General features: G+C 46.6%; 19 protein-coding genes. 12 read left to right on the plus strand and 7 right to left on the minus strand.

Annotation, left to right across the window (positions count from 1 at the left end; genetic code table 11):
- Window positions 1-123: 123 nt before the first annotated feature.
- The 4 genes from ubiG (at window position 124) to AKL11_RS12725 (ending at window position 4,177) form a co-directional block, all read left to right on the plus strand.
- A complete protein-coding gene (gene ubiG, locus AKL11_RS12710; protein WP_067518473.1) occupies window positions 124-894 on the plus strand; it encodes a bifunctional 2-polyprenyl-6-hydroxyphenol methylase/3-demethylubiquinol 3-O-methyltransferase UbiG in 771 nt (256 codons plus the stop codon).
- A gap of 2 nt (window positions 895-896) precedes the next feature.
- Window positions 897-1,589 carry an HAD family hydrolase gene (locus tag AKL11_RS12715; RefSeq protein WP_067517957.1) on the plus strand — a complete coding sequence of 231 codons (693 nt, stop codon included), beginning with the start codon at window positions 897-899 and terminating at the stop codon, window positions 1,587-1,589.
- Between the two features lie 10 nt (window positions 1,590-1,599).
- Window positions 1,600-2,346, plus strand: a complete 747-nt coding sequence (locus AKL11_RS12720) for a YciK family oxidoreductase (protein ID WP_067517959.1) — start codon at window positions 1,600-1,602, stop codon at window positions 2,344-2,346.
- 163 nt (window positions 2,347-2,509) lie between these two features.
- Entirely contained in the window at window positions 2,510-4,177 is a 1,668-nt protein-coding gene (locus AKL11_RS12725) for an HAD family acid phosphatase (protein ID WP_067517961.1), read from the plus strand.
- Between the two features lie 2 nt (window positions 4,178-4,179).
- On the opposite strand, the gene torA is transcribed toward AKL11_RS12725, so the two are convergent.
- The 4 genes from torA to AKL11_RS12745 form a co-directional block, all read right to left on the minus strand.
- On the minus strand, window positions 4,180-6,657 hold the full coding sequence (torA, locus tag AKL11_RS12730; protein WP_067517963.1) for a trimethylamine-N-oxide reductase TorA: 2,478 nt from the start codon (window positions 6,655-6,657) through the stop codon (window positions 4,180-4,182).
- A 20-nt stretch (window positions 6,658-6,677) separates the two neighbouring features.
- The gene (gene torC, locus AKL11_RS12735; protein ID WP_216636557.1) at window positions 6,678-7,967 is read right to left on the minus strand and encodes a pentaheme c-type cytochrome TorC; all 1,290 of its coding nucleotides are present in this window, start codon (window positions 7,965-7,967) and stop codon (window positions 6,678-6,680) included.
- Between the two features lie 33 nt (window positions 7,968-8,000).
- Window positions 8,001-8,204, minus strand: coding sequence for a periplasmic nitrate reductase, NapE protein (locus AKL11_RS12740; protein WP_366556856.1), 204 nt, complete (start codon window positions 8,202-8,204; stop codon window positions 8,001-8,003).
- Between the two features lie 101 nt (window positions 8,205-8,305).
- The gene (locus AKL11_RS12745; RefSeq protein ID WP_157673546.1) at window positions 8,306-9,346 is read right to left on the minus strand and encodes an ion channel; all 1,041 of its coding nucleotides are present in this window, start codon (window positions 9,344-9,346) and stop codon (window positions 8,306-8,308) included.
- Between the two features lie 206 nt (window positions 9,347-9,552).
- Here AKL11_RS12745 and AKL11_RS12750 point away from each other — a divergent pair, with 206 nt between their 5' ends.
- From AKL11_RS12750 to AKL11_RS12770, 5 genes are all read left to right on the plus strand, one after another.
- The gene (locus AKL11_RS12750) at window positions 9,553-10,764 is read left to right on the plus strand and encodes a multidrug effflux MFS transporter (RefSeq protein ID WP_067517969.1); all 1,212 of its coding nucleotides are present in this window, start codon (window positions 9,553-9,555) and stop codon (window positions 10,762-10,764) included.
- Window positions 10,765-10,846: 82 nt separating this feature from the next.
- Window positions 10,847-11,296 carry a deaminase gene (locus AKL11_RS12755; protein WP_067517971.1) on the plus strand — a complete coding sequence of 150 codons (450 nt, stop codon included), beginning with the start codon at window positions 10,847-10,849 and terminating at the stop codon, window positions 11,294-11,296.
- Window positions 11,297-11,611: 315 nt separating this feature from the next.
- Window positions 11,612-13,480 carry a hypothetical protein gene (locus AKL11_RS12760; RefSeq protein WP_067517973.1) on the plus strand — a complete coding sequence of 623 codons (1,869 nt, stop codon included), beginning with the start codon at window positions 11,612-11,614 and terminating at the stop codon, window positions 13,478-13,480.
- A 192-nt stretch (window positions 13,481-13,672) separates the two neighbouring features.
- A complete protein-coding gene (metH, locus tag AKL11_RS12765) occupies window positions 13,673-17,380 on the plus strand; it encodes a methionine synthase (RefSeq protein WP_067517975.1) in 3,708 nt (1,235 codons plus the stop codon).
- Between the two features lie 129 nt (window positions 17,381-17,509).
- Window positions 17,510-18,835: an MATE family efflux transporter gene (locus AKL11_RS12770; protein ID WP_157673547.1), complete on the plus strand. Its 1,326-nt coding sequence runs from the start codon at window positions 17,510-17,512 to the stop codon at window positions 18,833-18,835.
- Window position 18,836: 1 nt separating this feature from the next.
- Here AKL11_RS12770 and AKL11_RS12775 read toward each other — a convergent pair whose 3' ends face one another.
- Window positions 18,837-19,220, minus strand: a complete 384-nt coding sequence (locus AKL11_RS12775) for a hypothetical protein (protein WP_067517980.1) — start codon at window positions 19,218-19,220, stop codon at window positions 18,837-18,839.
- 430 nt (window positions 19,221-19,650) lie between these two features.
- Here AKL11_RS12775 and AKL11_RS12780 point away from each other — a divergent pair, with 430 nt between their 5' ends.
- From AKL11_RS12780 to AKL11_RS12790, 3 genes are read left to right on the plus strand one after another with little or no spacing between them, the layout of a single operon-like run.
- On the plus strand, window positions 19,651-21,030 hold the full coding sequence (locus AKL11_RS12780; protein ID WP_067517982.1) for a sodium:solute symporter family protein: 1,380 nt from the start codon (window positions 19,651-19,653) through the stop codon (window positions 21,028-21,030).
- A gap of 55 nt (window positions 21,031-21,085) precedes the next feature.
- Window positions 21,086-21,811 (plus strand): AzlC family ABC transporter permease, encoded by a 726-nt coding sequence (locus AKL11_RS12785; RefSeq protein WP_067517984.1) that lies wholly within the window; start codon window positions 21,086-21,088, stop codon window positions 21,809-21,811.
- Window positions 21,808-22,116 carry an AzlD domain-containing protein gene (locus tag AKL11_RS12790; RefSeq protein ID WP_067517986.1) on the plus strand — a complete coding sequence of 103 codons (309 nt, stop codon included), beginning with the start codon at window positions 21,808-21,810 and terminating at the stop codon, window positions 22,114-22,116. Before AKL11_RS12785 ends, AKL11_RS12790 begins: the two co-directional genes overlap by 4 nt.
- A gap of 41 nt (window positions 22,117-22,157) precedes the next feature.
- Here the strand turns inward: AKL11_RS12790 and AKL11_RS12795 are convergent, their stop codons facing one another.
- Both AKL11_RS12795 and AKL11_RS12800 read right to left on the minus strand, forming a co-directional pair.
- The gene (locus tag AKL11_RS12795; RefSeq protein WP_067517988.1) at window positions 22,158-22,427 is read right to left on the minus strand and encodes a hypothetical protein; all 270 of its coding nucleotides are present in this window, start codon (window positions 22,425-22,427) and stop codon (window positions 22,158-22,160) included.
- 10 nt (window positions 22,428-22,437) lie between these two features.
- The gene (locus AKL11_RS12800; RefSeq protein ID WP_067517991.1) at window positions 22,438-23,586 is read right to left on the minus strand and encodes a Na/Pi symporter; all 1,149 of its coding nucleotides are present in this window, start codon (window positions 23,584-23,586) and stop codon (window positions 22,438-22,440) included.
- Window positions 23,587-23,711: the final 125 nt, after the last annotated feature.

Consider the following 23,711-nt stretch of genomic DNA (forward strand, 5'->3'; position numbering starts at 1 on the left):
CACGTCTCGAAGGCCGTCGTTTTTTTTGCCCGCAAAATCAGCCCACGCTTGCGGTGATACACAGTTTTACAGGTATAATCCCCGAATATATAGCCTCTCTTCTCCTCGATGGAACGGATCAAAATGCCCGATATGCGCTCCGCACAAAATGTAGACCCCGGAGAAATTGCCAAGTTCGAAGAACTGGCCAGCCGCTGGTGGGATCCTGACAGCGAGTTCAAACCACTGCACGCCATCAACCCACTGCGTCTTAACTATATTGACGAGCGGGTTGGTCTTGCGGGTAAAAAAGTGGTTGATATTGGTTGTGGTGGCGGCATCTTGAGTGAGTCCATGGCTCGTCGTGGCGCCGACGTAACCGGCGTCGATATGGGTGAAGCGCCATTATCCGTTGCCCGACTTCACGCTCTGGAAAGTGGTGTTGATGTAAATTATCGCCAGATTACAGCCGAAGAACTCGCCGAAGAAATGCCGGGCGAATTTGATGTGGTTACCTGTCTGGAAATGCTGGAACACGTTCCAGACCCGGCTTCGGTGATTAAAGCCTGCTGCAAACTCCTGAAGCCCGGTGGACAGGTCTTTTTCGCGACACTCAATCGGAATCCAAAATCCTTTTTGTTCGCCATTGTCGGAGCAGAATACATTTTAAAAATGCTACCGAAAGGCACTCACGAACACAGCAAGTTCATCAAGCCCAGCGAACTGTGCAGCGATATGCGCAAAGTTGACCTTAATGTCCATGACATGACCGGCATGACGTACAACCCTTTGACCGGTGTTTACCGGCTTAACCCTAAGGATGTCTCAGTCAACTATCTGATTCATGGTTCAAAAAGCACAGAGCAATCACAGAAGCAATCACAGAATCAGTCACAGAATAAAAACGAGCCCTGACTATGAGCGCCATTGAAGGCATTTTTTTCGATCTGGATGGCACCTTTCTGGACACCGCTGATGATTTTATCATCATCGTGAACCGCCTGCTGGATGAACATAACTATCCACCCATGGATGAGCAACTGATTCGTCAGCATGTGTCTGCAGGCTCGCGGGCATTGATGAAGCTGGCCTTTAAATTACCCCATGGGGACGAACTGGAAGCCAAGCGGGAACACTTTCTGCGTTACTACGATCAGCACATTCAAAACGACAGCCGCCCCACATCCGCAAGCCCTTACCCTGGTATCGTGCCATTAGTAAACGCCATAGAAGACAGAAATCTGGCCTGGGGTATCGTCACCAATAAACCGAAGGCCTATGCACATTCCCTGATGGCGCAGGCAGGCTTAAGGGATCGATGCCATGCCTTTGTTTGCCCTGAAGATGTCAGCACCCCCAAACCAGACCCAGAGTCATTGTTACTGGCTTGCCAACAAGCGGGTTGCTCACCGGAAAGAAGTGTCTACATTGGCGACCATGACAGAGACATCATCGCCGGAAAGAAAGCAGGGATGATTACGACTGCGGCGCATTATGGTTACATTCTACCGGACGAAAACCCATTCGACTGGCAAGCCGACGTCAACATTGCCAATGCTGGAGAGCTGGAACTCTGGCTTGACCGAATAAACTGGGAAGTCCCCGCCTGAGGAATAGAATATGTTTAAGTACGACGCACCCAATGCACTCCTCAACGATGAAGTGATATTAATCACCGGCGCAGGTAGCGGTATCGGCAAAGCAGCGGCCCTGACCTTCGCCCGTCACGGCGCCACCGTTATTTTGCTGGGCAGAGATATCAAGAAACTCGAATCGGTGTATGACGAGATTGAAAGCAACCAATGGCCGATGCCAGCCATCTTTCCATTAAATCTTGAAACAGCAACGGATCACGATTACGCCAATCTGGCTGAAACCATTGAGAATGAATTTGGTCATCTTGACGGCGTACTACACAACGCCAGTCTTCTGGGGGAATTAAAACCCATTGGCCAGTATCCGACAGAAACCTGGAATCGCATTCTTCAGGTCAACCTCACCGCTGGCTTTATGCTAACCCGTGAAATGCTACCCTTACTGCGCCAATCCAAGACGGCATCGGTTATTTTTACCTCTTCCGGTGTTGGCCATAAAGGTCGTGCCAACTGGGGCGCCTACAGTGTTTCCAAGTTCGCTACTGAGGGTTTAATGCAAGTACTGGCCGATGAAGAAGACGGCGTCAGCAGCATTCGGTTTAATAGTATTAATCCTGGCGGCACCCGTACCGCCATGAGAGCATCGGCCTTTCCAGGCGAGAACCCTGAAAACCTGCCAACGGCAGAAGAGATCATGCCTGTTTATCTCTATTTAATGGGAGATGAGAGCCAATCTACCAGTGGTAGAGCCTTTCATGCCCAGCAAGGATAATGCTAAATTCTGCAAATCTGCGCATTAACTGACCCTAAGCAATCTCACCCGGTAGAATAATCAACCGGGTCGAGTTCCAATTCTGTGTAAATCTCCTAATCACCCATATTTATTTGTCTATGCTCATGCTTCACACAGACTAAAATGACGAGCCGTGTACTTCATGCCAAATAGACTTTCTTTCTTGCTGATATTAACGACATATGTAGCTTTGTTTTCAGCGCAAGTACAAAGTTATGATCAAAAAGATTTAAATAATGAAATAGTGATCGCAGCCAACTGGCAACAGCACTCAGCAGAATATGAAGCCTATTTTTATCAAGTATATAACATTGCCAGCGACCGCCTTAGTAACGCCATCAGCAAAACGCCGGCCGGAAAAAAACCGGCCATCATCACGGATATCGACGACACACTGCTATCGAATACCCGCTATTTCAGCAGTCTTGTGGGCACTGAAGATCGGAGAAATACAGAACGCTCATTAAGCTACTGGCAACAGGAAGATCCCAAGGCGCTTCCCGGTGCCGTAAACTTCTTGCAAAAAGCCAACGACATGGGCATCGACATTTTTTACATCAGCGGGCGTTATCATTCTGTTAAAGGCATTACGATTAGCCATTTACGTAATCTTGGCTTCCCGGTGAAAAGTGAAGAACACGTCCTGCTACAGGAACCAAACAACAAAACCCTGAGCAAGAATGACAACCGTCGTTTAGTGATAGAAATGGGATATTTCCCCATTATGCTATTAGGTGATCAACTTAGTGATTTTGAAGACACCAGCCATCTAGCGCTACCTGACCGTAATCACTGGGTTCTGAACCATCAGACTTTTTTTGGCGACTCGTGGTTCATCTTTCCTAATGTCGTCTATGGGCAATGGGAAGAAAAAATTTCCGAAAAATACCCTCGTCATGCACCACTTGAAATCCACCGGGCTAGAAAATATCTTTCCCAGATTACTCAGAATACAAGGCTGAGAATGCCTGACTCGTATTACCAGCACATTGCCCTTGCTGACCTATGGATACAGCACTCAGCTGATTTCACCGTAAATGCTTTGCAAACCTATTCAGCCGCCACTGATGCTTTGTCTGCTCCAGAAAATCTATCCAGGCAAAATAAAGCAATTGTCGTTGATATAGATGGAACCATTATTCATTACCCTACGATCCACTTATCTCCACCTTTATGTCAACAGTTTGATAGCCCTAAAGATAAGTTCAATAATTACATCAGCCAGTTTGACTCACCTCCGGTTCCGGGAGCCAAAGAATTTCTAGATAGTGCATATCGGCTCGGTTACGAGATTTTCTATGTAACATCGAGAGCACATTCGTCAGGGCTACAAGGCTATGAAGGAGATATCGCCTCTTTGACATTAGCCCAGTTAAATAAAAACAATTTCCCTAACGCTCAACCAAAAAACCTGCTGAATAGTTCAAGATTCTGTCCTGAAAATATGTCCTCATGCGGTAAACACTTTCAGCGAAAAGCAATACAAAATGGTAAAATCAATAATAAAAAATACGAAATCGCTCTCTATATTGGTGACCTTTTAAATGACATCAGCCTTGCGGAACAAGGTTTATCACCAATAGAAAAGTCATCACTGGAAAAAACAAAACACCTTTATGGTCGAGAATATTTCCTGATCCCCAACCCCGTCAATAAAACTTGGATGCGGCAGTTTTACTCCAAGATCGCAGGAACAGATATTTGCCTGCTCAGTGAGCAGGAGCGTGCCGAACTTCGTGTCAATCTCCTTTTAGACTGGGAAGGTAAGCACGACTATTTAAAACCAAATCATGAAACCATTAACGAATGACATTAGACTTCAACCACTTTAGGCCCGCCAAAAGCAGTCACTTTTGGCATAGCCCCTTTCCACTTCTCAATTTCAACAATACAGGTAAAAGCGGAGCATGACTGGGCTAACTCCGATGTGCCGATATCAAGCGTTACCGTGTTTGGATCACCATAGGTATCAACGGAGCCGATTTCTGCATTGACAGGTGCATACCATGCACCTTCTTGAATTCTGGCGACACCGGGAGCATATCGTTCAGTAATGACAGCACCCGCAATCAATTCTCCACGATCATTAAAGACTCGAACAAGATCACCATCCTTAATCCCTCTTTTCTTTGCATCCTGTTTATTCATATAAACAGGCTCTCTGCCCTGAACCGAATAAGTTTCCCGAAAGTCAGTGGAGTCACAAAGCTGAGAGTGCAGCCGTTTATCAGGGTGACAGGATTGCAGCGCTATGGGAAAACGATCAGATCCCGGACCTCCGTGACTTCGCTCGGCTTTTTCCATCCATGAAGGATGCCCTTTACAGTTGTCATAATTGTATCTGGCAATTTTTCGACTATAGATTTCAATCAGTCCAGAGGGCGTTCCTAATGGGTGTATTTCTGGGTCATCACGGAATTCTGCATGCCTTACCCAAGGGATTCCAGCGCCAAAATCGTAATACCCTTCCTGCCAGAAGGTTTTAAAATCCGGCATATCGAATTTGCCTTTATTTTTACTGCGACAGCCATCGTATAAGAAATTCAACCAGGTAAACTCATCCCGCCCCATGGTGTACTCCTGGTGTCGTCCAATTCGGCTACTGAATTCACGCCAGATGTTCCAGTCTGAGCGGGATTCAAATAATGGTTCCACCAGTTTTTGCATAGCCAGCACACCCCGCTGTGCGTATGAACCGTATAAATCCAAATCATGCCGCTCAAACTGAGTACAGGCGGGAAATACAATATCCGAAAAACGACAGGTGGCGTTCCAGGCATAATCCACAGTGACCACACACTCCAGTTTCCTGAAAGCGGACTTCATCCGGTTTTTATCTTGATGGTGATGCCAGGGGTTATTGCCAGAAATCACAATCATTTTAATATCCGGTAGCGTCACCTCGCTGCCGTTATATTGGATCACTTTACCCGGCTCGTGGATCGCATCAATCCAGCGTGCCACGGGTATCACTCTGGAGTAGCCGTTATAGTCATCATTATCAAAAATGGGCGGTACGTCTTCAGGAGGATTCAGCGGAAAGGAGTTAGGCCCAGAGCCACCAGACGACGGTGTACCAATGGATGAATAATGGTGACCATAACTGATACCGCCACCGGGCAAGCCAATCTGCCCAATCATTGACGCCAGTACTGCCGCCATCCAATAAGGCTGCTCCCCGTGTTGTTGTCGCTGGATACACCAGCCCATCAAAATCTGAACTCGCCCTGCGGTCATTATACCCGCCAGCTCTTTTATTTTGCTGACGCTGACACCACAAATGGGTTCCGCCCACGCAGGGGATTTCGGCGTACCGTCCGTTTCACCTTTGACATAGGCTTTGAACTCTTTAAAGCCTAATGTGTAGCCACGAATAAACTCTGCATCGTATCGTTTATTGATAATCATCTCATGGGCAATAGCCAGCATCAGCGGCACATCGGTCTGCGGGTTGACATAGACCGTTTCAATGCCCAAAAAGTCAGCAGTTTTCGATACCGTCGGATCAATACTGATCACTCGGATTTTCTTGTCCTTAATCCGCTCTTTCAGCTGTTTGAGATACCCGATGCCGCTGTGGGTTTCGCAGTTCCACCCAACCTGCAAATTTTTCAGAAGGTCATTGGCCCAAATGACGATAAGATCCGAATTATCCAGTATCAACGGCCATGAGGTACCCTGAGAATAGACTTCCGTTGACCCAAGCACATAAGGCAAGATAACTTGCGCGGCACCTGTCGAGTAATCTCCAATTTTTCGGATGAAATTCCCATGCAAGGCGATCGCTCTTTGCATATGGTTTGTTGAAGAGTGGAACTGACCGGTTGCTCTCCAGCCCGTTTGTCCGGCATACAGTGCCCACGGACCGTAGTCGGTTTGGATACGATTCAACTCTCGAATTAATAAGTTATAAGCCTGCTGCCAGGTCACCCGCACATATCGATTATCACCCAGAGTTTTTCGTTCTGCCTTATGCCCATATTTTAAAAAAGCCTCCCTGACCATGGGGTAACGAATGCGTGAAGGACTATAAATCGACCCGGCAATACCGTTAAGCATGTCTGTGGGATTTTGATCCATTTCAAAAGGTCTGATATCCGTAACAATCCCGTTTTTACGATAAGCTCGAAATGCACCAAAATGCGAACCGGTTACCCGCCAGCCGTCGTCCAGCAAACTGTCTGCCGGATCTTGATTTTTCTGTTCCTTTGCCAGTGCAGAAAAAGGCAGCAGGCCTGATGTTGACGCGGCCAGTGCGCCTTGTAAAAAACGACGACGCTTAAGGGTCATAATCAATCACCAATTCCTATTTAACGGTTTGCTACTGGCTGGACAGACTCAGATGGCAACATGGATCGTGCGGCTGAATCTGCTGACTCTTTTTGTTCTGCTTTTTGTTCTGATCGACTGGCATGATGAGGGTCAGCATAGGTAGATGAATGAAGCTGCAAGTACTTCAACACAAGATGCTGTGTGTCATCATCCATATTCACAAAGGCAATCATGCCGTTAAACATGCCAGGCCAGGTATTTGCGTCAAAATGAGCCACCTCGGGCTGGCTGTGACACTGGCTGCAGGATTCTCGATAAGTGGTACTGGCAAAATCCCACATACCGGCCACGTTATCCGTCAATTCACCGCTGCCAGTCCAAATATCAACAATGACTTTCTGCCAGGTCAAGCCCGTCACATCATCCACTTTCTCTTCCAGCACTTGCACGACACTGTCCGATTGAGCAGCCTCTTTGATTAACTCAGCCTCTCGAATATTTATACCGAAATCTTCGTTAATGATCCGGCCAGTACCTATGCGTTTACGCCAACCTTCCAACCGAAATTTAACCCGATCTTTCTCTTTATCCGTAACGGTGATTTCAGTAGCCACATTTAATACACCGGCTTCCTCTTTACTGGTGGCATCCATAAACAAGGGTTTTTGAAGCACTGCGTAATAGTTTTTGCCAACCTCTGGAATAGTGATACTGACTGCAGACAATAAAAGGTGAGATCGTCCGTCAGTGACTGGCAGGTGATGAGCTATTCCTTTGTGGCAATCGATGCAACTCTGATCCCGTTCAGCTGCCGCTTTCATTTGTTTCTGCGCCAGTGGCGACATATCTTCCCACTTCATACTCGCGTAACTGTGGCAATTTTTACACTCCAGAGATTTATTGGCCGATAGACGAGCCCACTCGTGTGATGCCAGTTCAATCCTTTTCGCTTCAAATTTTTCTGGTGTATCAATAGTGCCGAATATGGCGCCCCACACTTCTTTTGACGCCTGCATCTTCCGGGCAATCTTATGAGTCCAGTTATGAGGTACATGACAATCAGGACAGGTCGCCCGAACACCCGAGTGATTACTCCAGTGCACGGTTTCCTGCAATTCCGGGTAGACCGTATCGCGCATACTGTGACAGGAAATACAAAATGCTTCGGTATTCGTTAGCTCCAATACCGTATTGAAACCACCCCAGAAAATAATACCCATCAAAAACGACGCTATCGCGATGGTGCCCAAACTCAGATATTTTGCCGGCTTGGATAATGTTTTCCATATATCCAACAACCAGCAGATAGCCTTACGTATCAGCTGCATAACCATTTAGTCCGCGGGAAGAAGGTAAAGAAATCAACCGTGTCCTGGAGGACCAAAGATCATCTGCGAAAACCAGACGAGAAAACCGTACCCGCTGATCAAGGAAATTGTCACTATGGGGAAAAGTAGAACGACAACGATAAAGAGCGCTTTATACTCTTTACGTCGTTCAGTAGTGGGGCTGTCCACAACCGCATCCTCAACATCAGAAACCATATTTTCATACTGTATTTTCATACATTGCTGAGGAAAGCAGTATAGGACAGGAATGCGGACTATGACGCCTGGATTGTCAGAAAATGGTTTCTAGCTACAACATTCAACTCACAACATTCTATTTACAACAGGGACCAGTCAATTTCACCGCAATGAATTCTCTGAGCCGACATATAATAAACAACCTGCCCCGCCGTGACCTCTGCACCACTGGAAGGGTTTAATCGTAGATCATTCCCCGTCGCCGAATCCGCAACGCCCAGGGCAATGGCCTCATGATTCAGTTTTAGGAATTCCAGCAAACGGCCAAAGGTAGTTCCATTAAAGTCGTCAGGAACTCTTACGCTGTACTGGGTAGGCCCCACCAAGGTAGACAACAACTGTTGCTGGATACGTGATGACCCGGGATCCTGAGCAGAACGAACCAATAACTCCATGGAAATATTGCTATGGCACTCGATTTCAGGACAGTGGGATTTTAGTAACGTTATCATTTCATCGTTTTCAAACCAGGCAACGATGTGCGCATTGGTTTTTAATGCGGCTAACGTTAGGCACGTTGCCAACGTCTGATCATCCGTATTTCGAAACACAACCACACGAGCTGCGTTATCCACGCCCGTACGCTGTATCAATGACTGTTCATTCAAGCTTTCGCCACGGATGAACAACACTTTCTCCGGGTAGGGGTTATCCATTTCCTCCGTCGCGCACAACAACACTTTCCGGTCTTCTCGCTTATTGTCACCGTAGATCAATTCAATCATTCGTTTGGTGTGGCGGGAATGCCAGCCAAAAATAACAATATGGTTCTCGAGGTTTGAATAATCTCCCCTGCCCTGCATTTTTTTTCTCCAGACAGCAATAAAATAAGACGACAACTTCCCAAGAATGGCAGCAGCAATCACAACCCCACCGGGCAGCAGAAAAAAGGCTGCCAATACACGACCAAGTGAGGTTTGTGGGCTCAGATCACCGTAGCCCACGGTTGTGGTTGTGGTCACATAGAAATAAAACCATTGATCAATGGACAGTAACGTCGCTTCGTCCGCCAGCCACATCAACCACCAGGAAATAAGGAAATGCAGAAAAAAAGCCAGCAAAAGCGCAATCCAGCTGACTTTCAGGAACTGACTTTGAAAGAAACGCAGTGTTGTTTTCAAATAATTCAATCTTCTCTCTCCATGAACGACCTTGTCATGAAAATATCGGGATCATGCTATCACACAGTTTTATGACTATTGCGATGTTTATATATCATTACTCATAAAAACGAAATAGAGCTATGTAAGATTGGCATAAACACGGATTGTTCAGATCGCACCTATACTCCATCCTGCGCCATTAATTGATCTGCCACTGGAAAGCCATGCGACACCTGACTCCTGAAAAACATCCGACCTTTGTCCTGATTTTGCTGACGCTGTTCGCGATCGTCGGGCCTGTGTCCATTGATATTTTTACGCCCTCACTGCCAGCCATCACAGAACATTTTGGCACCACTTCCACCATCGCTCAGTGGAGTGTTGGCCTATTCATGCTGGGCTTTTCAGTGTCTATGCTGATCGTTGGCCCACTGGCAGACCGTTTTGGCAGAAAGAACACCCTGTTATTTGGTTACTCCCTGTATCTTGTCGCCACCGCAGTGACCCTTTGGACCGACAGTATTTACCTGTTCATCGCCGCACGTTTTGCCCAGGCGGTTTTTGGCTGCTTCGGAACCGCAGTGGCGCGAATGATGGCCAGAGATTATTACCATGATCAAATGGAAGTGAAGATGCTTGCCTATATTGGTGCCTGTCTAACCATTGCCCCAATGGCCGCACCGATTGCCGGTGGTTATCTCCAAGAATTTGCAGGCTGGCAATACAGCTTTTATGCCATGGCAGGTATGGCTATCATCGCCATTGCCGCATTAACACTGTTACCTGAACAGTTCAAAGTCGCAACAAACCATGACCAACCAAAGCAATCTGTACTGACAGCCTATAAAGCAGTCCTGACCGATGTTCGCTACATGCGCTTTACCATCGCCGCTGGCGCTGCATTTGCCGGCGCATTTGTGTTTGTTGCCGGTGGCTCATTCGTCATCATCGGTCAGCTGGGCGTATCACCTGCGACTTACGGCTATTTGTTTGCCATTGCGATTGCCAGTTATTTGATCAGTGCTTCTTTTGGCCCAAAAATAACCGCCAAAATGAGTCGCAGCCAAAGTACATTATTTGCCGGCAGCCTTCTGATTGTGGGAGCAATGGTGTCTTTGGCCAGTGGTCTATTAACAGACGGTCAATCCGTTTCTGGATACGTCGCCGGGATTGCCATTTATGAGTTAGGTCTTGGGCTATTTATGCCGTTGTGCCAGGCACGTTCTACTGAACACATGACTGAAAATATGGGCACCGCTGCGGGCATGATTTTCTTTATCGAAATGTTACTGGCTACGTTAATCAGCGCCTTGATTGGTTTTCTACCAGAAGCAGGCACACTATCACTCTCTGCCATCACATTAATTGCGGTTGCCGTTTCTGGCCTATGCCTTATGAGAACCGGAGCGACGACCGCTACTCCACAAGCCGCCTGATTCTGTTACCATCAAAAGTGGGCACGCTTATGAATATAATGTGCCCGCTTTTTTTTATACTTGCATTCGGGTAGCAAAATCAATGAGCGATAGCGTGTACATGGAAATGGCCCACTCTCTGGCCAAACTGTCGAAATGTGTTCGCCTGCAGGTGGGTTGTCTGCTGGTGAAGGGTGGCCGTGTTCTCTCCACCGGAGTGAATGGTACGCCTTCCGGATACGTCAACTGTAATGATGCAGAGTATGAAGAACACCACACCTGGTCTTTGCGCCATGAAATTCATGCTGAATTAAACGCAGTTATTTGGGCTGCCAGGCTGGGAACCCCCATTGAAGGGGCAACGGCTTATGTGACCCATAGCCCCTGCGACCAGTGTACTAAAAACCTTCTGGCCGCGGGCATAAAGCGCATTGTTTACGATATTCAATATGACCGAAATCCTCAGGAAGAGCTTTCTCAATTCTGCAGGGAGAATGGTGTGGCCATAGAGCAGGTGTCAATAGTTGCTAAAAACCCGGATGATTCCTTATAACATTTTCATTACTCAATATTTTTAATTAATTGGTTAATATTCTTTTTCATTATTCCAGAGTCTATTAACTTTAATGAACATACTTAGGGTAGACATTAAGGAAGTTTCCTTGTGTCGCATGCATTTCAGAGGTTTCCCGATATCGGAATCAGTTGGCTCACCAGATATAAGACGTAGCTTTCGCCCCACATTTGTCTTTAAGTTGGCAGCCTCTTGCAGATTGAAATATCTGTAGCCCTTGGAAATAGTGGGTAAATCCTTCCTTAATGTCTACCCTAAGAATGAACATAACCAACAGACTCTGGATTAGCATTAATGAATCTACAAAATAACATAACAATCCAACATCAATCTTATAGCAACACGTCACCCACTACACCTCAATCCCTCAAAAAAGAGACTGCTACAAATCGTAGTGTTTCAACCAGCTCTGACAACAAAGTAGATAGCAACAGCAGTAGCCCTTTGCTTGATAATACTAACAAAATTAACATATCAGACTGCGGACACGAGCTAAAAAAACTATTGCCTTATAACTCTGCCAATAATCTAGAGGATATTCAACTACCAACTCAACATGATATAAGTGTACTTCGCGATTTACTTAATTCCATCGATGGCAGCAAGAAAGACAAACAAGAAGCCTTGCAGAATTTAGCCAAAGTCGCGCTTAATGAAATTGCAGCCTTTGATAAAGCCGAAAATACCTGCCCGGGCACCTCTTTAGGAACAGGAAAACTTGCTTTAGAAATCATTTTATTTTCAAGCATGGCCGTGCTTGCAACCATCAATTTACTTGGAATCACGAAAGACGCTGATTTTAGTGATCCAGGTCTGGCACTGAGCAAACTCGCAGCACTTCCGGCAGCAATCGCACCTGGGGCCATGTATACTGGTAGTGCAATTGAAATTTATAAAAGATTCGAAAACTGGCTTGCTGAAAAAAAGGACAGTAATAATAAAAACTGCCTGGAAACATTAAGAGAAGGAGTTAAGAATTTTCGTAATATGCCTCTCAAAACCTTTCTTAAGAAATGCGTCATATTTCCTTCAATGGCATTTGCAGCTCTAACCACAGTACTTGATGCGAAAAATGCAAAATCTGGTATAGAGGGTATTTTAAAAAACACCAATTTATCGCCTGAAGCTCTTGATAAATTTGGCACGGCTGTCGGTGTCGGCAATGGTCTCGTGGAAGGCATGATGCCGTTAATTGTTATGCCAGAGCTCTTTAGAAGCCTTACCGCTCCAACACTGACCCTTTTGCATGGACGTAATCACAGCGATAAACAGCTTCAGAATATAAGCTGGCAAATCTCTGAAACTTTGAACAGATCCATCACCCCTGAACAACTTGAGGATATTCTCACTGAAAGTATTGAAAGCATGCCACGATCAGAAAGACATAAGCTTAAATCGACCTTTCGAGCTATTGCAGGTAATTCAAATAATCTAGCCAGTGATCTGGTAAAACTCATTAGTGGTGACACCGTTGACAACACTAGAACAAACACATTAAAGGTAAGAAGTATTGCATTGGCCAAAGTGTCCGTACAACTTACAGGCACATTTCTATGTATGTGGGTATTCGGCAGTGTATTTTCGGCCAGCCAAAAAATGAATTTCTATGAAGAACAATTATCACAACTCAATATTTCTTCCGTCAATGGCACTATGAATGCCAATAATTTTACACTTACTCCCTACCCTGCATTGGATAATTTTGTTGATATCGGCTCCTATACGGCTCAAGGTGTTGCTCTTTCGTTATATATGTATGAATTTGGTGAATCAATACTGAATCTGATTATTAACTGCCTGCACGATCCTAAATCTCTTATACCCGAAAAAGATCGAACAAAGACGGCAGTCAGTATTTTGTTGGCCGCCGTTGGTGTTGGCTGCTACGGTTACATTGCAAGCGGAACAACCGGTACTCTGATGGAAGTGCGCGAACTCGAAGCAGAGCACGGGATTGATACGCAATTTCTTCCCTCCGACTTTCAGACATCCGATATCCTTGTTATCCTCATGCTAGTTTCAGTACTGTTCAGAGGGGCTATTCGCGGAATAGGGACAATTGCAGATCGAATTCCCACCTCCAGTTGCTGTCTGTCTGAAGCCAATATAAGACCAATTGAGGATGGTGAAGTAGTCAGTAGTATCAAACAAACAACTGACTGACACAAAAAATTCAATCTCTGAGGAAGAAGAGGCGACTACAAGGTTATAGCCAGCCTAGTTTTGAACCTTTGAAATAGATTAATTCCCCGGGGCTTTTGTCCATAACCACCAGTAACCATGGGTACTGAATTAGTGCTCTTTCACCCCTTCTGATACCATAGCGTACCAACAATAACTATTGGTTCGCTATCGATGCTTCAAGCAACCCCAACACAGAAAACAGCTTTATCGAACTTAAAACAGCAGCTGGAAAACCGCATTCTGATTCTTGATGGCGCCATGGGAACCATGATCCAAGGCTACAAGCTCAGCGAAGAAGACTACCGGGGCAAACGTTTTACCAATCACCCCTGCGATGTCAAAGGTAATAACGACCTGCTGGTATTAACGCAGCCTGACATTATTCAGCAGATTCACCGGGAATACTTAGAAGCCGGCGCAGATATTCTTGAAACCAACACGTTTAACTCCACCACCATTGCCATGGCGGATTACCAGATGGAATCTCTGGTGCCGGAAATCAACCGTGAAGCCGCACGACTTGCCCGGGAAGTGGCGGATGAATTTACTCGCAATAATCCAGATCACCCCCGCTTTGTTGCCGGTGTTCTTGGCCCAACCAACAGAACAGCCTCTATTTCACCGGACGTGAACAATCCGGGATACCGCAACACCAACTTCAATGAACTGGTTACAGCCTATCAGGAAGCAACTATCGCACTGATTGAAGGCGGTATAGACATTCTGTTGATTGAAACCATTTTTGATACCTTAAACGCCAAAGCCGCTATCTTTGCGGTGCGAGATCTTTTTGATCGGCTGGGTTTTAGCTTACCGATTATGATTTCCGGCACCATTACAGACGCCTCTGGTCGTACATTATCAGGTCAAACAACGGAAGCCTTCTGGAACTCCATAGAACATGCACAGCCAATTTCCGTCGGCTTAAACTGTGCGCTCGGGGCTTCCGAACTGCGTCCACATCTGGAAGACCTCTCAAACTGCGCAAATACCTTTGTCAGCGCCCACCCCAATGCCGGCCTGCCCAATGCCTTTGGTGAATACGATCAGACGCCGGACGAAATGGCAGAGATTGTCGGTGAGTTTGCGGAATCCGGACTGGTTAATATTATTGGTGGCTGCTGTGGTACGTCCCCTGCACATATCAAAGCCATTGCAGACAAAATGGCGACCATTGCTGGTCGTAAAGTTCCTGAAATCCCTGTTGCCTGTCGTTTAAGTGGCCTCGAGCCCTTTAACATTGATCAAAACTCATTGTTCGTCAACGTAGGTGAGCGTTGTAATGTCACCGGCTCCGCCCGCTTCAAACGACTGGTCATCGAAGAAGATTACGACACGGCTCTGGAAGTCGCCCTGAATCAGGTGGAAAACGGCGCTCAGGTCATCGACATCAATATGGATGAAGGGATGCTCGATGCCAAAAAGGCCATGGTCACCTTTTTGAATCTGATTGCTTCTGAACCGGATATTTCCAGAGTCCCCATCATGGTGGATTCCTCCAAGTGGGATGTGATTGAAGCAGGTCTGCAATGCATTCAAGGCAAAGGCATTGTTAATTCCATCAGCATGAAAGAAGGCGAAGACGCCTTTCGTCAGCACGCCCGCCTTTGCCGGAATTACGGTGCGGCGGTGGTGGTTATGGCCTTTGATGAAACCGGTCAGGCGGATACCGAAGCTCGAAAAATTGAAATTTGCCAGCGCTCCTATGACATTCTGGTTAACGACATTGGTTTTCCACCTCAGGATATTATTTTTGATCCAAACATCTTTGCCGTTGCCACTGGTATTGATGAACATAATAACTACGCCGTGGATTTTATTAATGCCTCGACGTATATCCGGGATAACCTGCCCCACGCTTTAAGTTCCGGTGGCGTCAGTAACGTTTCCTTTTCCTTTAGAGGCAATAACCCCGTTCGTGAAGCCATTCATGCGGTTTTCCTTTATCACGCTATTAAAGCCGGCCTGACCATGGGCATCGTGAATGCCGGCCAGCTGGAGATTTACGAAGAGATTCCCCGTGAGCTTCGTGACAAGGTAGAGGACGTCATTCTAAACCGTTCTGACGAAGGCACCGAAGCACTGCTAGCTATTGCAGATCAATATCGTGAAGGCGGTTCTTCCGTTAAAAAAGAAGAAGATCTTGCATGGCGTGAATGGCCTGTCAGCAAACGACTGGAACATTCTCTGGTTAAAGGTATTACCTCCTATATTCTTGACGATACTGAAGCTGCTCGATTGGAAGCCAACCGCCCAATCGAAGTGATTGAAGGGCCGTTAATGGACGGCATGAACGTAGTAGGCGATCTATTTGGCGCCGGTAAAATGTTCCTGCCTCAGGTGGTTAAAAGCGCCCGCGTCATGAAGCAGGCAGTGGCGCACCTGATTCCATTTATTGAAGAGGAAAAAGGCGGCATCAGTCGTTCAAATGGCAAGATTTTAATGGCCACCGTAAAAGGCGATGTACACGACATTGGTAAAAATATTGTCGGTGTCGTGCTGGCCTGTAACAACTTTGAGGTGGTGGACCTTGGGGTTATGGTGTCCTGTGACACTATTTTAAAAACCGCCATAGAAGAGAACGTTGATATCATCGGGTTGAGCGGATTGATCACTCCATCCCTTGATGAAATGGTTCATGTGGCCAGCGAAATGCAGCGCTTGAATATCGAAATTCCATTAATGATTGGCGGTGCAACTACGTCACGAGCTCATACCGCTGTAAAAATTGAGCCTCAGTTTCAGAATGACCTTGCCATTTACGTAACCGATGCTTCCCGCAGTGTTGGCATTTCGACCCGATTGATGAGCGACACTCTCAAGACAGAGCTAGTCACTGAAACCCGCAGTGAATACGAAAAAATTCGCATCCGCTACGCAAAGCGGAACAATAAAAGAGCACTGCTCAGTTATGAAGAGGCACTGGATAATGCCTTTACGCCTAACTGGAAAAACTATGTACCACCAGTGCCTGCTTTTACCGGTGTAAAAACCTTCGAGGACTTCCCTCTATCCGAACTGGTGGACTACATTGACTGGACGCCCTTCTTTATGACGTGGGATCTTGCGGGCAAATATCCAAAAATCCTCCAGGATGAAGTGGTGGGTGAAGCGGCCACCAGTCTTTACCACGATGCCCGGGAGATGCTTGATAAACTGGTTAATGACAAGCTGATTGGTGCTCGAGCGGTGATTGGTTTCTGGCCAGCAAACCAGGTCAACCGTGATGACCTTGCCGTCTATCAAGATGAGAGCCGTGAAGACGTCGTGTGTCATCTACATCATTTGCGTCAGCAGGCTCCAAAGCCTGAAGATAAACCCAACTACAGCCTTGCAGATTTTGTTGCACCGGAATCCACCGGATTGAAGGATTATGTGGGCGGGTTTATCGTCACTGCCGGTATTGGTGCGGATGAACTGGCTAAGCAGTACGAAGATGCCGGTGACGATTACAACAGCATTATGGTGAAAGCACTGGCGGATCGTTTTGCCGAAGCCTTTGCTGAATACATGCACGAAAAAGTCCGGAAAGACTATTGGGGCTACGCATCCGATGAAACACTGAGTAATGAAGAACTGATCAAAGAGAAGTATGCAGGTATTCGCCCGGCCCCGGGTTACCCTGCCTGCCCGGATCATACGGAGAAAGAAACGCTCTTTACGTTGTTGAAAGGGGAAGAAAACAGCGGCGTTTCCCTCACTGAGCATTTTGCCATGCTGCCTGCAGCCAGTGTCAGCGGTTGGTACTTTTCTCACCCGGAAGCCAAGTACTTTGGTCTGGGAAAGATTGATCAAACACAGCTGGAGCCCTACGCAGAGCGTAAAAGCTGGTCTGTTGACAAGGCAGTTCGCTGGTTACGGCCCAATCTGGCAGACTAATGTCCTCAGGGGCAAGCACTCTGCCCCGCTTATTTTCAGAGAATGACGACCAAACTGAAACCAATCCTCCATTTTCTTATCTAAACCTCTTCACCAACGCTTATCAGCTATTAGCAGTTCGGAGTCAGTTTGAAACACAGGCTAACCACCATCATCAAATTGGGATTGCCCATCATGCTGGCCATGCTCTCTCAAAGCATGACCAATCTGGCAGATACGGCGTTAGTGGGTCCCCTTGGTGAAGCCTCCCTGGCTGCCGTGGGTGCCGGCAGTTATGCCAATTTTGTTGCATTATCCTTACTGGCTGGCCTTTCTGCCGGGATTCAAGCTCAGGTAGCTCGAAGAGATGGCGCCGGGCGAACAGCAGAATGCATTGTCCCGATCAATCATGGATTATTACTTTCAGTGTTATTTGCACTGCCATTGAGTCTGCTATTAGCCTTAGCTGCCCCCTGGTTACTGAATCTGATCTATCACTCCGACACCGCTTCCTTCACCAACGATGCCATTGCTTACTTTCAGATACGTGTATTGTCACTGCCTGCGGCGGCGATGATCTTGTCATTTCGGGGGTTCTGGAATGGCGCGGGTCAACCCAGATCATTTCTTTATCTTTTGGTGATCACTCATATCAGCAATGTCGTGATCAGCTATTTGCTGATCTACGGAAAGTTTGGCTTACCGGCATTAGGCGTTAAAGGGGCCGCATTAGGAACTCTAATTTCGATGTACCTTTGCGCCCTCCTTAACTTCATCAAGGTAAAGCAACAAACAAAAGCCAGTGGCTTATTATCGCAATGGGGCAACCTGTCATCCTTTAAACGACTGATGCAACTGATCATCCCCGACTCACTGCAGCAAACCTTATTCGCTTTGGGAATGATGCTGCTGTTCGCTATGGTTGCCAAAATGGGGACATCCGCCATGGCGGTGGCCCATGTATTGATGAATATTTCGTTGGTATTGATCCTGCCCGGACTCGGACTGGGGATGGCTGCTAATACACTGGTCAGCAAAAGTCTTGGCGCTCAAGAACCTGAACGAGCATGGCAATGGGGACAGGAAACCATGTATACCGCTTCTGCCAGCCTGCTTCTGCTCAGCCTGCCATTACTGCTGATGCCTGAGACAGTGCTTGCTCTCTTTCTGCATAATCCGGCATTAGTTCAACTTGGTAAAATTCCGCTGCAACTGACCGGCATCGGATTAATACTGGACGCGCCCTCTCTGGTTTTTATTCAGGCATTACTGGGCGCTGGTGCTAATCGGGTGGTTTTATACATTCGTTTCTTATTGCAATGGTTACTACTACTGCCCGTCTGTTGGCTGATTGGGCCAGAGCTGGGGCTGGGACTGACCGCCTTTTGGGCAGTCACCACTATTCAACGGTTAATCAGTTCCATCAGTTTTATGGCTGTATGGAATGCCCGAAAGTGGAGCCGGATTTCGATCTGATTCAAGACTTATAAATATCGAGAATGATATTACAGGAATCGGTATTCAGTGATTTATCACAGGTAATGACCACCGCTGATTCGCAGGTTTGAACCACACCTGAGTACATAATTGCGCGAACATCATCGGTCATTGCGGAACTGTCTTGAAAACCAGCATTGCGTACCAACTCTTCATGGGTATTATTAACGCAACGCTCATAGGCTTTCTGTACCACAAGATTATCGGAAAGTAGCGGAATTTCATCGATAACAACGCTGGACTCAACCTGCCCACAACCGCTCATGACGAGAGCCAGAAAACCTGGGAGTACAAAACGAAGCAACGAGGAATCAATAAATCGAAAGTGACACAGACTAAAAGCAACGGTGATTCTTTTTATCATTATTATATGTCTCACGGTTTACCAAGCGGTTTCTTTTGCCCATTAAGTACCCGGCCATATGGAATCGAAATTTCTGGCTTGCTGATCAGGTTCTCTGCAAGGCGCAACGCCGGGAGCATAGCGAGCTATGTGACCAGAGTTGCAACGCAGTCAGAGAGCCTGATCAATGAGTCAGAAAATATGATTTCATATGGTTGGGTACTTATCCTTGGGCTAATATCCTTACTTAGCAGAACGCTGAAACCGTCACGAATACTAACAGTTTAAATAACAATCAACATCAAAGTCGGTCACAAATCTTACAGACAGTTACATCTCGCCATTCTCATCGTGAAATAAAAAAATAAATAAACGAGTTAAAACATCTACTTTTTATTATTGAAACCATGAAATGCCCCGTGACCAAGTAGATGCAACCAAAGAATAATCAATGATCACCATCATAATTTTTGCCATCCCCATACTGTTTATCCTTATCAGCGTTAAACAAATAAAAACTGTGCAAAGTTTCAAAAGCTTTGCCCTTAGCCAGAATTCATTTGGCACCTTTGGTATGTATTGCACCATGCTTGCCAGTGGTGTGGGCGCCGGTGTCATTCTCGGCAATGCAGAAAAATCCTATGTTGGCGCCTGGGAATACCCTTTGGGATGTCTGGGGTTTGCCGTTCAGCTGCTGGTTGTTGCTTGTCTCGCGCCGAGGATCTACCAATGGCGACATTGTCTCTCCACGGGGGAAATATTAGGTAAAACGTATTCAGGCAGTGACGTACGATTGATCAGTGGTTTTATCTGGATATTGTTTTGTACCGGTATCGTCACCGCTCAAGTGCTCGCTGTGGAGCGGGTGGTTGCCATGATCATTCCAACCTGGCAGTTCGAAGCTGCGCTGGTTCTGACCGCCAGCGTGATTATTTATAGTTGTTTGGGTGGCGTATATTCGGTGGTGTATACCGATGTTATCCAATCGTTAGTTTTATTAATGGCATTAACCGCTCTGGGTGCCTGGGGCGTTTACCACCTCAATACAACCAATCCAGACTGGTTTATTTCAGCACCAAACACCGTCATCCAAAGAACTCGTTCAGAGGCCTTCAGTTCAATTCCTCTCATTTTTCTGGGGTTTATTTTTGGTGATGCTCTGATTCCAATTACCATTCAACGGGTCACTATGTCTCGAAGTTATCAGCAATCTCAAAGAGCATTAGTCCTGACCGCCTTCGTCGTTGTTCTCGTTGTCGCCCTGTCAGCACTTCTCGGGTTCACTGCTTTCACTATGGAGCCAGATCAGATCGGAAACAAAACCTTCAGCATCCTTATAGAGGCGATGCCTTTCTGGTTAAAACTGCTGGCAATAGCCGGTTTACTGGCTGCGGTTATGTCTTCCTGCGACAGTTATCTGAACACCGCTGCCATCGCGTTTGCTAATGATATTATGCCCGCATTCAAACAAAATTTAACGGAGAAACGTCAGTTATTCCTTGGCCGAGCAGCAACACTGGTCATCGGCAGTATGGCGTTCATGATAGCAATCAATACTAATGATATTCTGGATGTGCTGTTAGGGACGTTCGAAATCTGGGCGCCCACCATTCTCCCCCCTCTTTTTGTAGCCCTATTCATTCATCAACTGCCAAAGCGTCACTTTTATCTTCCCTGCTTGGCCGGCCTGATCAGTCTTATCTTATGGAAACAATGGGCGCCTGAGCATATCAATACCGCCGGTGGGTTAATTGCTGGCCTTGCCGGAAACTTATTTTGTACAATGGCGCTGCTCAAATTCACCAATAATAAAACCAATTCCACTCACTGATGTCTAATCTCTCGTATTTATTGGATTCCATCATTCCTAAAGGTAATAACCAGCCATGAATCAGGCTGAATACGTTCAATATTCCTGCGGCAATGACAAGGTAAAAGCCTTTATAAAAGGGGCTATCGCCATACTACCGCTTATTGTTGCCGTTATCCCCTGGGGGATTTTAACCGGTTCTTTGGCCATTGAATCAGGCCTTGATCCACTGCAAAGTCAGGGTTTTTCTGCCATCGTTTTTGCCGGTGCGGTGCAATTGGCGATCATGGGCATGATTCAAGCCGGAGCGGGGATCGCCAGTATTCTTATTTCGGTGCTGTTTATTACTTCACGGCACTTTCTTTACTCTATGGTAATGCGAAGCCAGATCAGTTCGCTCCCCCTTCGCTGGCGACTTTCTCTGGGCTTTCTATTGACCGATGAGTTGTTTGCCATCGCCAACCCCGGACAGCATCCTAAGTTTGATCGCTGGTATGCCTTGGGAGGTGGTTTGTTTTTCTATTTGGGCTGGAACATCGCCACTCTGGTCGGCATTATCGCCGGCGAACAGATAGACGACCTTGATAGCCTTGGGCTTGATTTCGCCATCGCCGCCACATTCATTGCATTAGTAATACCCATGATAAAAAAGGGTTCTGTACTGCTTTGCGTGCTCACGGCCACGGTGGTATCAATTATCAGCGAATACCTTCACTTTCAACCCAGCCTTTTGATTGCAGTGCCCGTGGCCATGTTGGTTGGTTTTCTGTATGCGCGTTCTTTTGAGGGGAGTAACGAATGAACACATGGTCCATTCTGTTATGCGTTGCGGTATTAGTATACGGAAGTCGGTTTCTATTGATGGAGCCATGGTTACCGCTGCGCTTATCTCAAAACGTACAACAACTCTTGACCTTTTCTGCACCTGCCGTACTCACCGCCATTGCAACACCCATTGTCTTCTTTCCTGAAAAGCAACTGAGCATCAGTATTGATAACCATTATTTGGTAGCGAGCGTCATCGTCGTGTTGTTGGCAAAACTGACGAAAAACACACTCATTACTGTCGTACTGGGAATGCTGTGTTTTGCGTTGTTGCACCAATAGAAAGCTGACAAAAGGGGAACTAAGTTCCCCTCTTTTTATGATTACTTTTTACCAGAACCAGTGATGGATCCCATCAATTTGGCAACGGATTTTTTAAAATCATCAATGGCAGATACGCCCAGCTTTTTCACATCCATCAGATGCGGCTCTGCCTGATCGAAATACTCATCAAGATGATCGATTTCTTCATGCTGCATATCCAGACGTTCCGATTCCAGCTCCTTCTCCAGCCGTTTTAGTGTCGCCTTTACTTCTTTAATCTGAGCTTTCAACTCTTTGCGATGTGCCTTGTATTCCTTGAGTGTTGGCATGATTGTCTCCTCAAGCAGTAAACGCGATCAAAATAGCGGGCAGAATAAAGAATACGCCGATAACATAGGCCAAAACCATCCACTTATTCCGGCTGGCTTTCTGGGCAAATCGTCGTGCGATTGTCGGTGGTATTTTTCTCAGGAACGGAATACCGTAAATAAGCACGACAGCAGACACATTAAATAATAAGTGCACCAAGGCAATCTGCAGAGCAAAGAAGCCCATTGCCCCCTGAACGGCGGTTGCGGCTAACAACGCCGTAATGGTCGTACCGATATTCGAACCCAGAGTAAATGGATAAATCTCTTTGAGTTTGAATATGCCATTACCCGCCAACGGCACAATAAGACTCGTGCAAGTAGAAGACGATTGTACGGCAATGGTCATCATCATACCGGAGAAAATACCCGTTCCCGGACCACGGCCAATGGCTTTGTGCAAAATCTGCTTGGCTTTGCCAACCATCAAGTGCTTAAGCAACTTACCCAGAAAAATAATGGAGATAAAGATACAAACAAGCCCGGTCAGCGCAAGACTGACGCCACCCCAGAGATCAGGCAACGACCCGAACAGACCTTTAAATAGATCAACCACTGGTGAGGTGAGTACTTTGACGAAATCCAGCCCTTTCATGCTGTAGGTGCCGCCGCCCATAAGGAGTGACGCCAGGAAATCAGACGCTTTGGCGAGAAAGCCAGTCATTATTTCCAGTGGCAGGAAAATCATCACTGCCATTAAATTAAAAAAGTCGTGAACCGTTGCCGCTGAAAACGCACGACGGAACTCTTTTTTCTTGCCAACATGGCCCATACTCACCAGAGTATTGGTCACGGTTGTACCAATGTTTGCCCCCATAATCATGGGAATGGCCATTTCGACGGGCAAACCACCGGCCACAAGACCCACAATAACGGACGTTACTGTACTGGATGATTGCACGACGGCAGTCGCAAGGGCACCGGTCACCAACCCCATGATTGGATTGGTCGCAAAAGCAAACAGTTGACGTGCGCCGTCTGCTCCACCAGACGCCCACTTGAATCCCGATCCGATCATACCTACCGCGGCGAGCAGCAGGTAGATCATCAAAACAACAAATAGCCACTGGACGACATGACTTTTAGAGTCAGCCGGCATGGCTGCAGAACTGGGTTGCATTTAAACATCCTGCGAAATGATCAATCGGACTTCCCGACAGCCATGATCAACACTGCCGGAGAGAAGGTTGGCTGTATATCAAACAAACAGCCTTTGAAGAGCGCATAGGATAAAGAAACACGGGT

The organism is Endozoicomonas ascidiicola (assembly GCF_001646945.1).
GTDB lineage: Bacteria > Pseudomonadota > Gammaproteobacteria > Pseudomonadales > Endozoicomonadaceae > Endozoicomonas > Endozoicomonas ascidiicola.

What these genes read in the sequence shown, in the direction of transcription:
- ubiG (WP_067518473.1), top strand. Translation starts at nt 124, where the DNA reads ATGCCCGATATGCGCTCCGCACAAAATGTAGACCCCGGAGAAATTGCC.
- AKL11_RS12715 (WP_067517957.1), top strand. Translation starts at nt 897, where the DNA reads ATGAGCGCCATTGAAGGCATTTTTTTCGATCTGGATGGCACCTTTCTG.
- AKL11_RS12720 (WP_067517959.1), top strand. Translation starts at nt 1,600, where the DNA reads ATGTTTAAGTACGACGCACCCAATGCACTCCTCAACGATGAAGTGATA.
- AKL11_RS12725 (WP_067517961.1), top strand. Translation starts at nt 2,510, where the DNA reads ATGCCAAATAGACTTTCTTTCTTGCTGATATTAACGACATATGTAGCT.
- torA (WP_067517963.1), bottom strand. Translation starts at nt 6,657, where the DNA reads ATGACCCTTAAGCGTCGTCGTTTTTTACAAGGCGCACTGGCCGCGTCA.
- torC (WP_216636557.1), bottom strand. Translation starts at nt 7,967, where the DNA reads ATGCAGCTGATACGTAAGGCTATCTGCTGGTTGTTGGATATATGGAAA.
- AKL11_RS12740 (WP_366556856.1), bottom strand. Translation starts at nt 8,204, where the DNA reads ATGAAAATACAGTATGAAAATATGGTTTCTGATGTTGAGGATGCGGTT.
- AKL11_RS12750 (WP_067517969.1), top strand. Translation starts at nt 9,553, where the DNA reads ATGCGACACCTGACTCCTGAAAAACATCCGACCTTTGTCCTGATTTTG.
- AKL11_RS12755 (WP_067517971.1), top strand. Translation starts at nt 10,847, where the DNA reads ATGAGCGATAGCGTGTACATGGAAATGGCCCACTCTCTGGCCAAACTG.
- AKL11_RS12760 (WP_067517973.1), top strand. Translation starts at nt 11,612, where the DNA reads ATGAATCTACAAAATAACATAACAATCCAACATCAATCTTATAGCAAC.
- metH (WP_067517975.1), top strand. Translation starts at nt 13,673, where the DNA reads ATGCTTCAAGCAACCCCAACACAGAAAACAGCTTTATCGAACTTAAAA.
- AKL11_RS12775 (WP_067517980.1), bottom strand. Translation starts at nt 19,220, where the DNA reads ATGATAAAAAGAATCACCGTTGCTTTTAGTCTGTGTCACTTTCGATTT.
- AKL11_RS12780 (WP_067517982.1), top strand. Translation starts at nt 19,651, where the DNA reads ATGATCACCATCATAATTTTTGCCATCCCCATACTGTTTATCCTTATC.
- AKL11_RS12785 (WP_067517984.1), top strand. Translation starts at nt 21,086, where the DNA reads ATGAATCAGGCTGAATACGTTCAATATTCCTGCGGCAATGACAAGGTA.
- AKL11_RS12790 (WP_067517986.1), top strand. Translation starts at nt 21,808, where the DNA reads ATGAACACATGGTCCATTCTGTTATGCGTTGCGGTATTAGTATACGGA.
- AKL11_RS12795 (WP_067517988.1), bottom strand. Translation starts at nt 22,427, where the DNA reads ATGCCAACACTCAAGGAATACAAGGCACATCGCAAAGAGTTGAAAGCT.
- AKL11_RS12800 (WP_067517991.1), bottom strand. Translation starts at nt 23,586, where the DNA reads ATGCAACCCAGTTCTGCAGCCATGCCGGCTGACTCTAAAAGTCATGTC.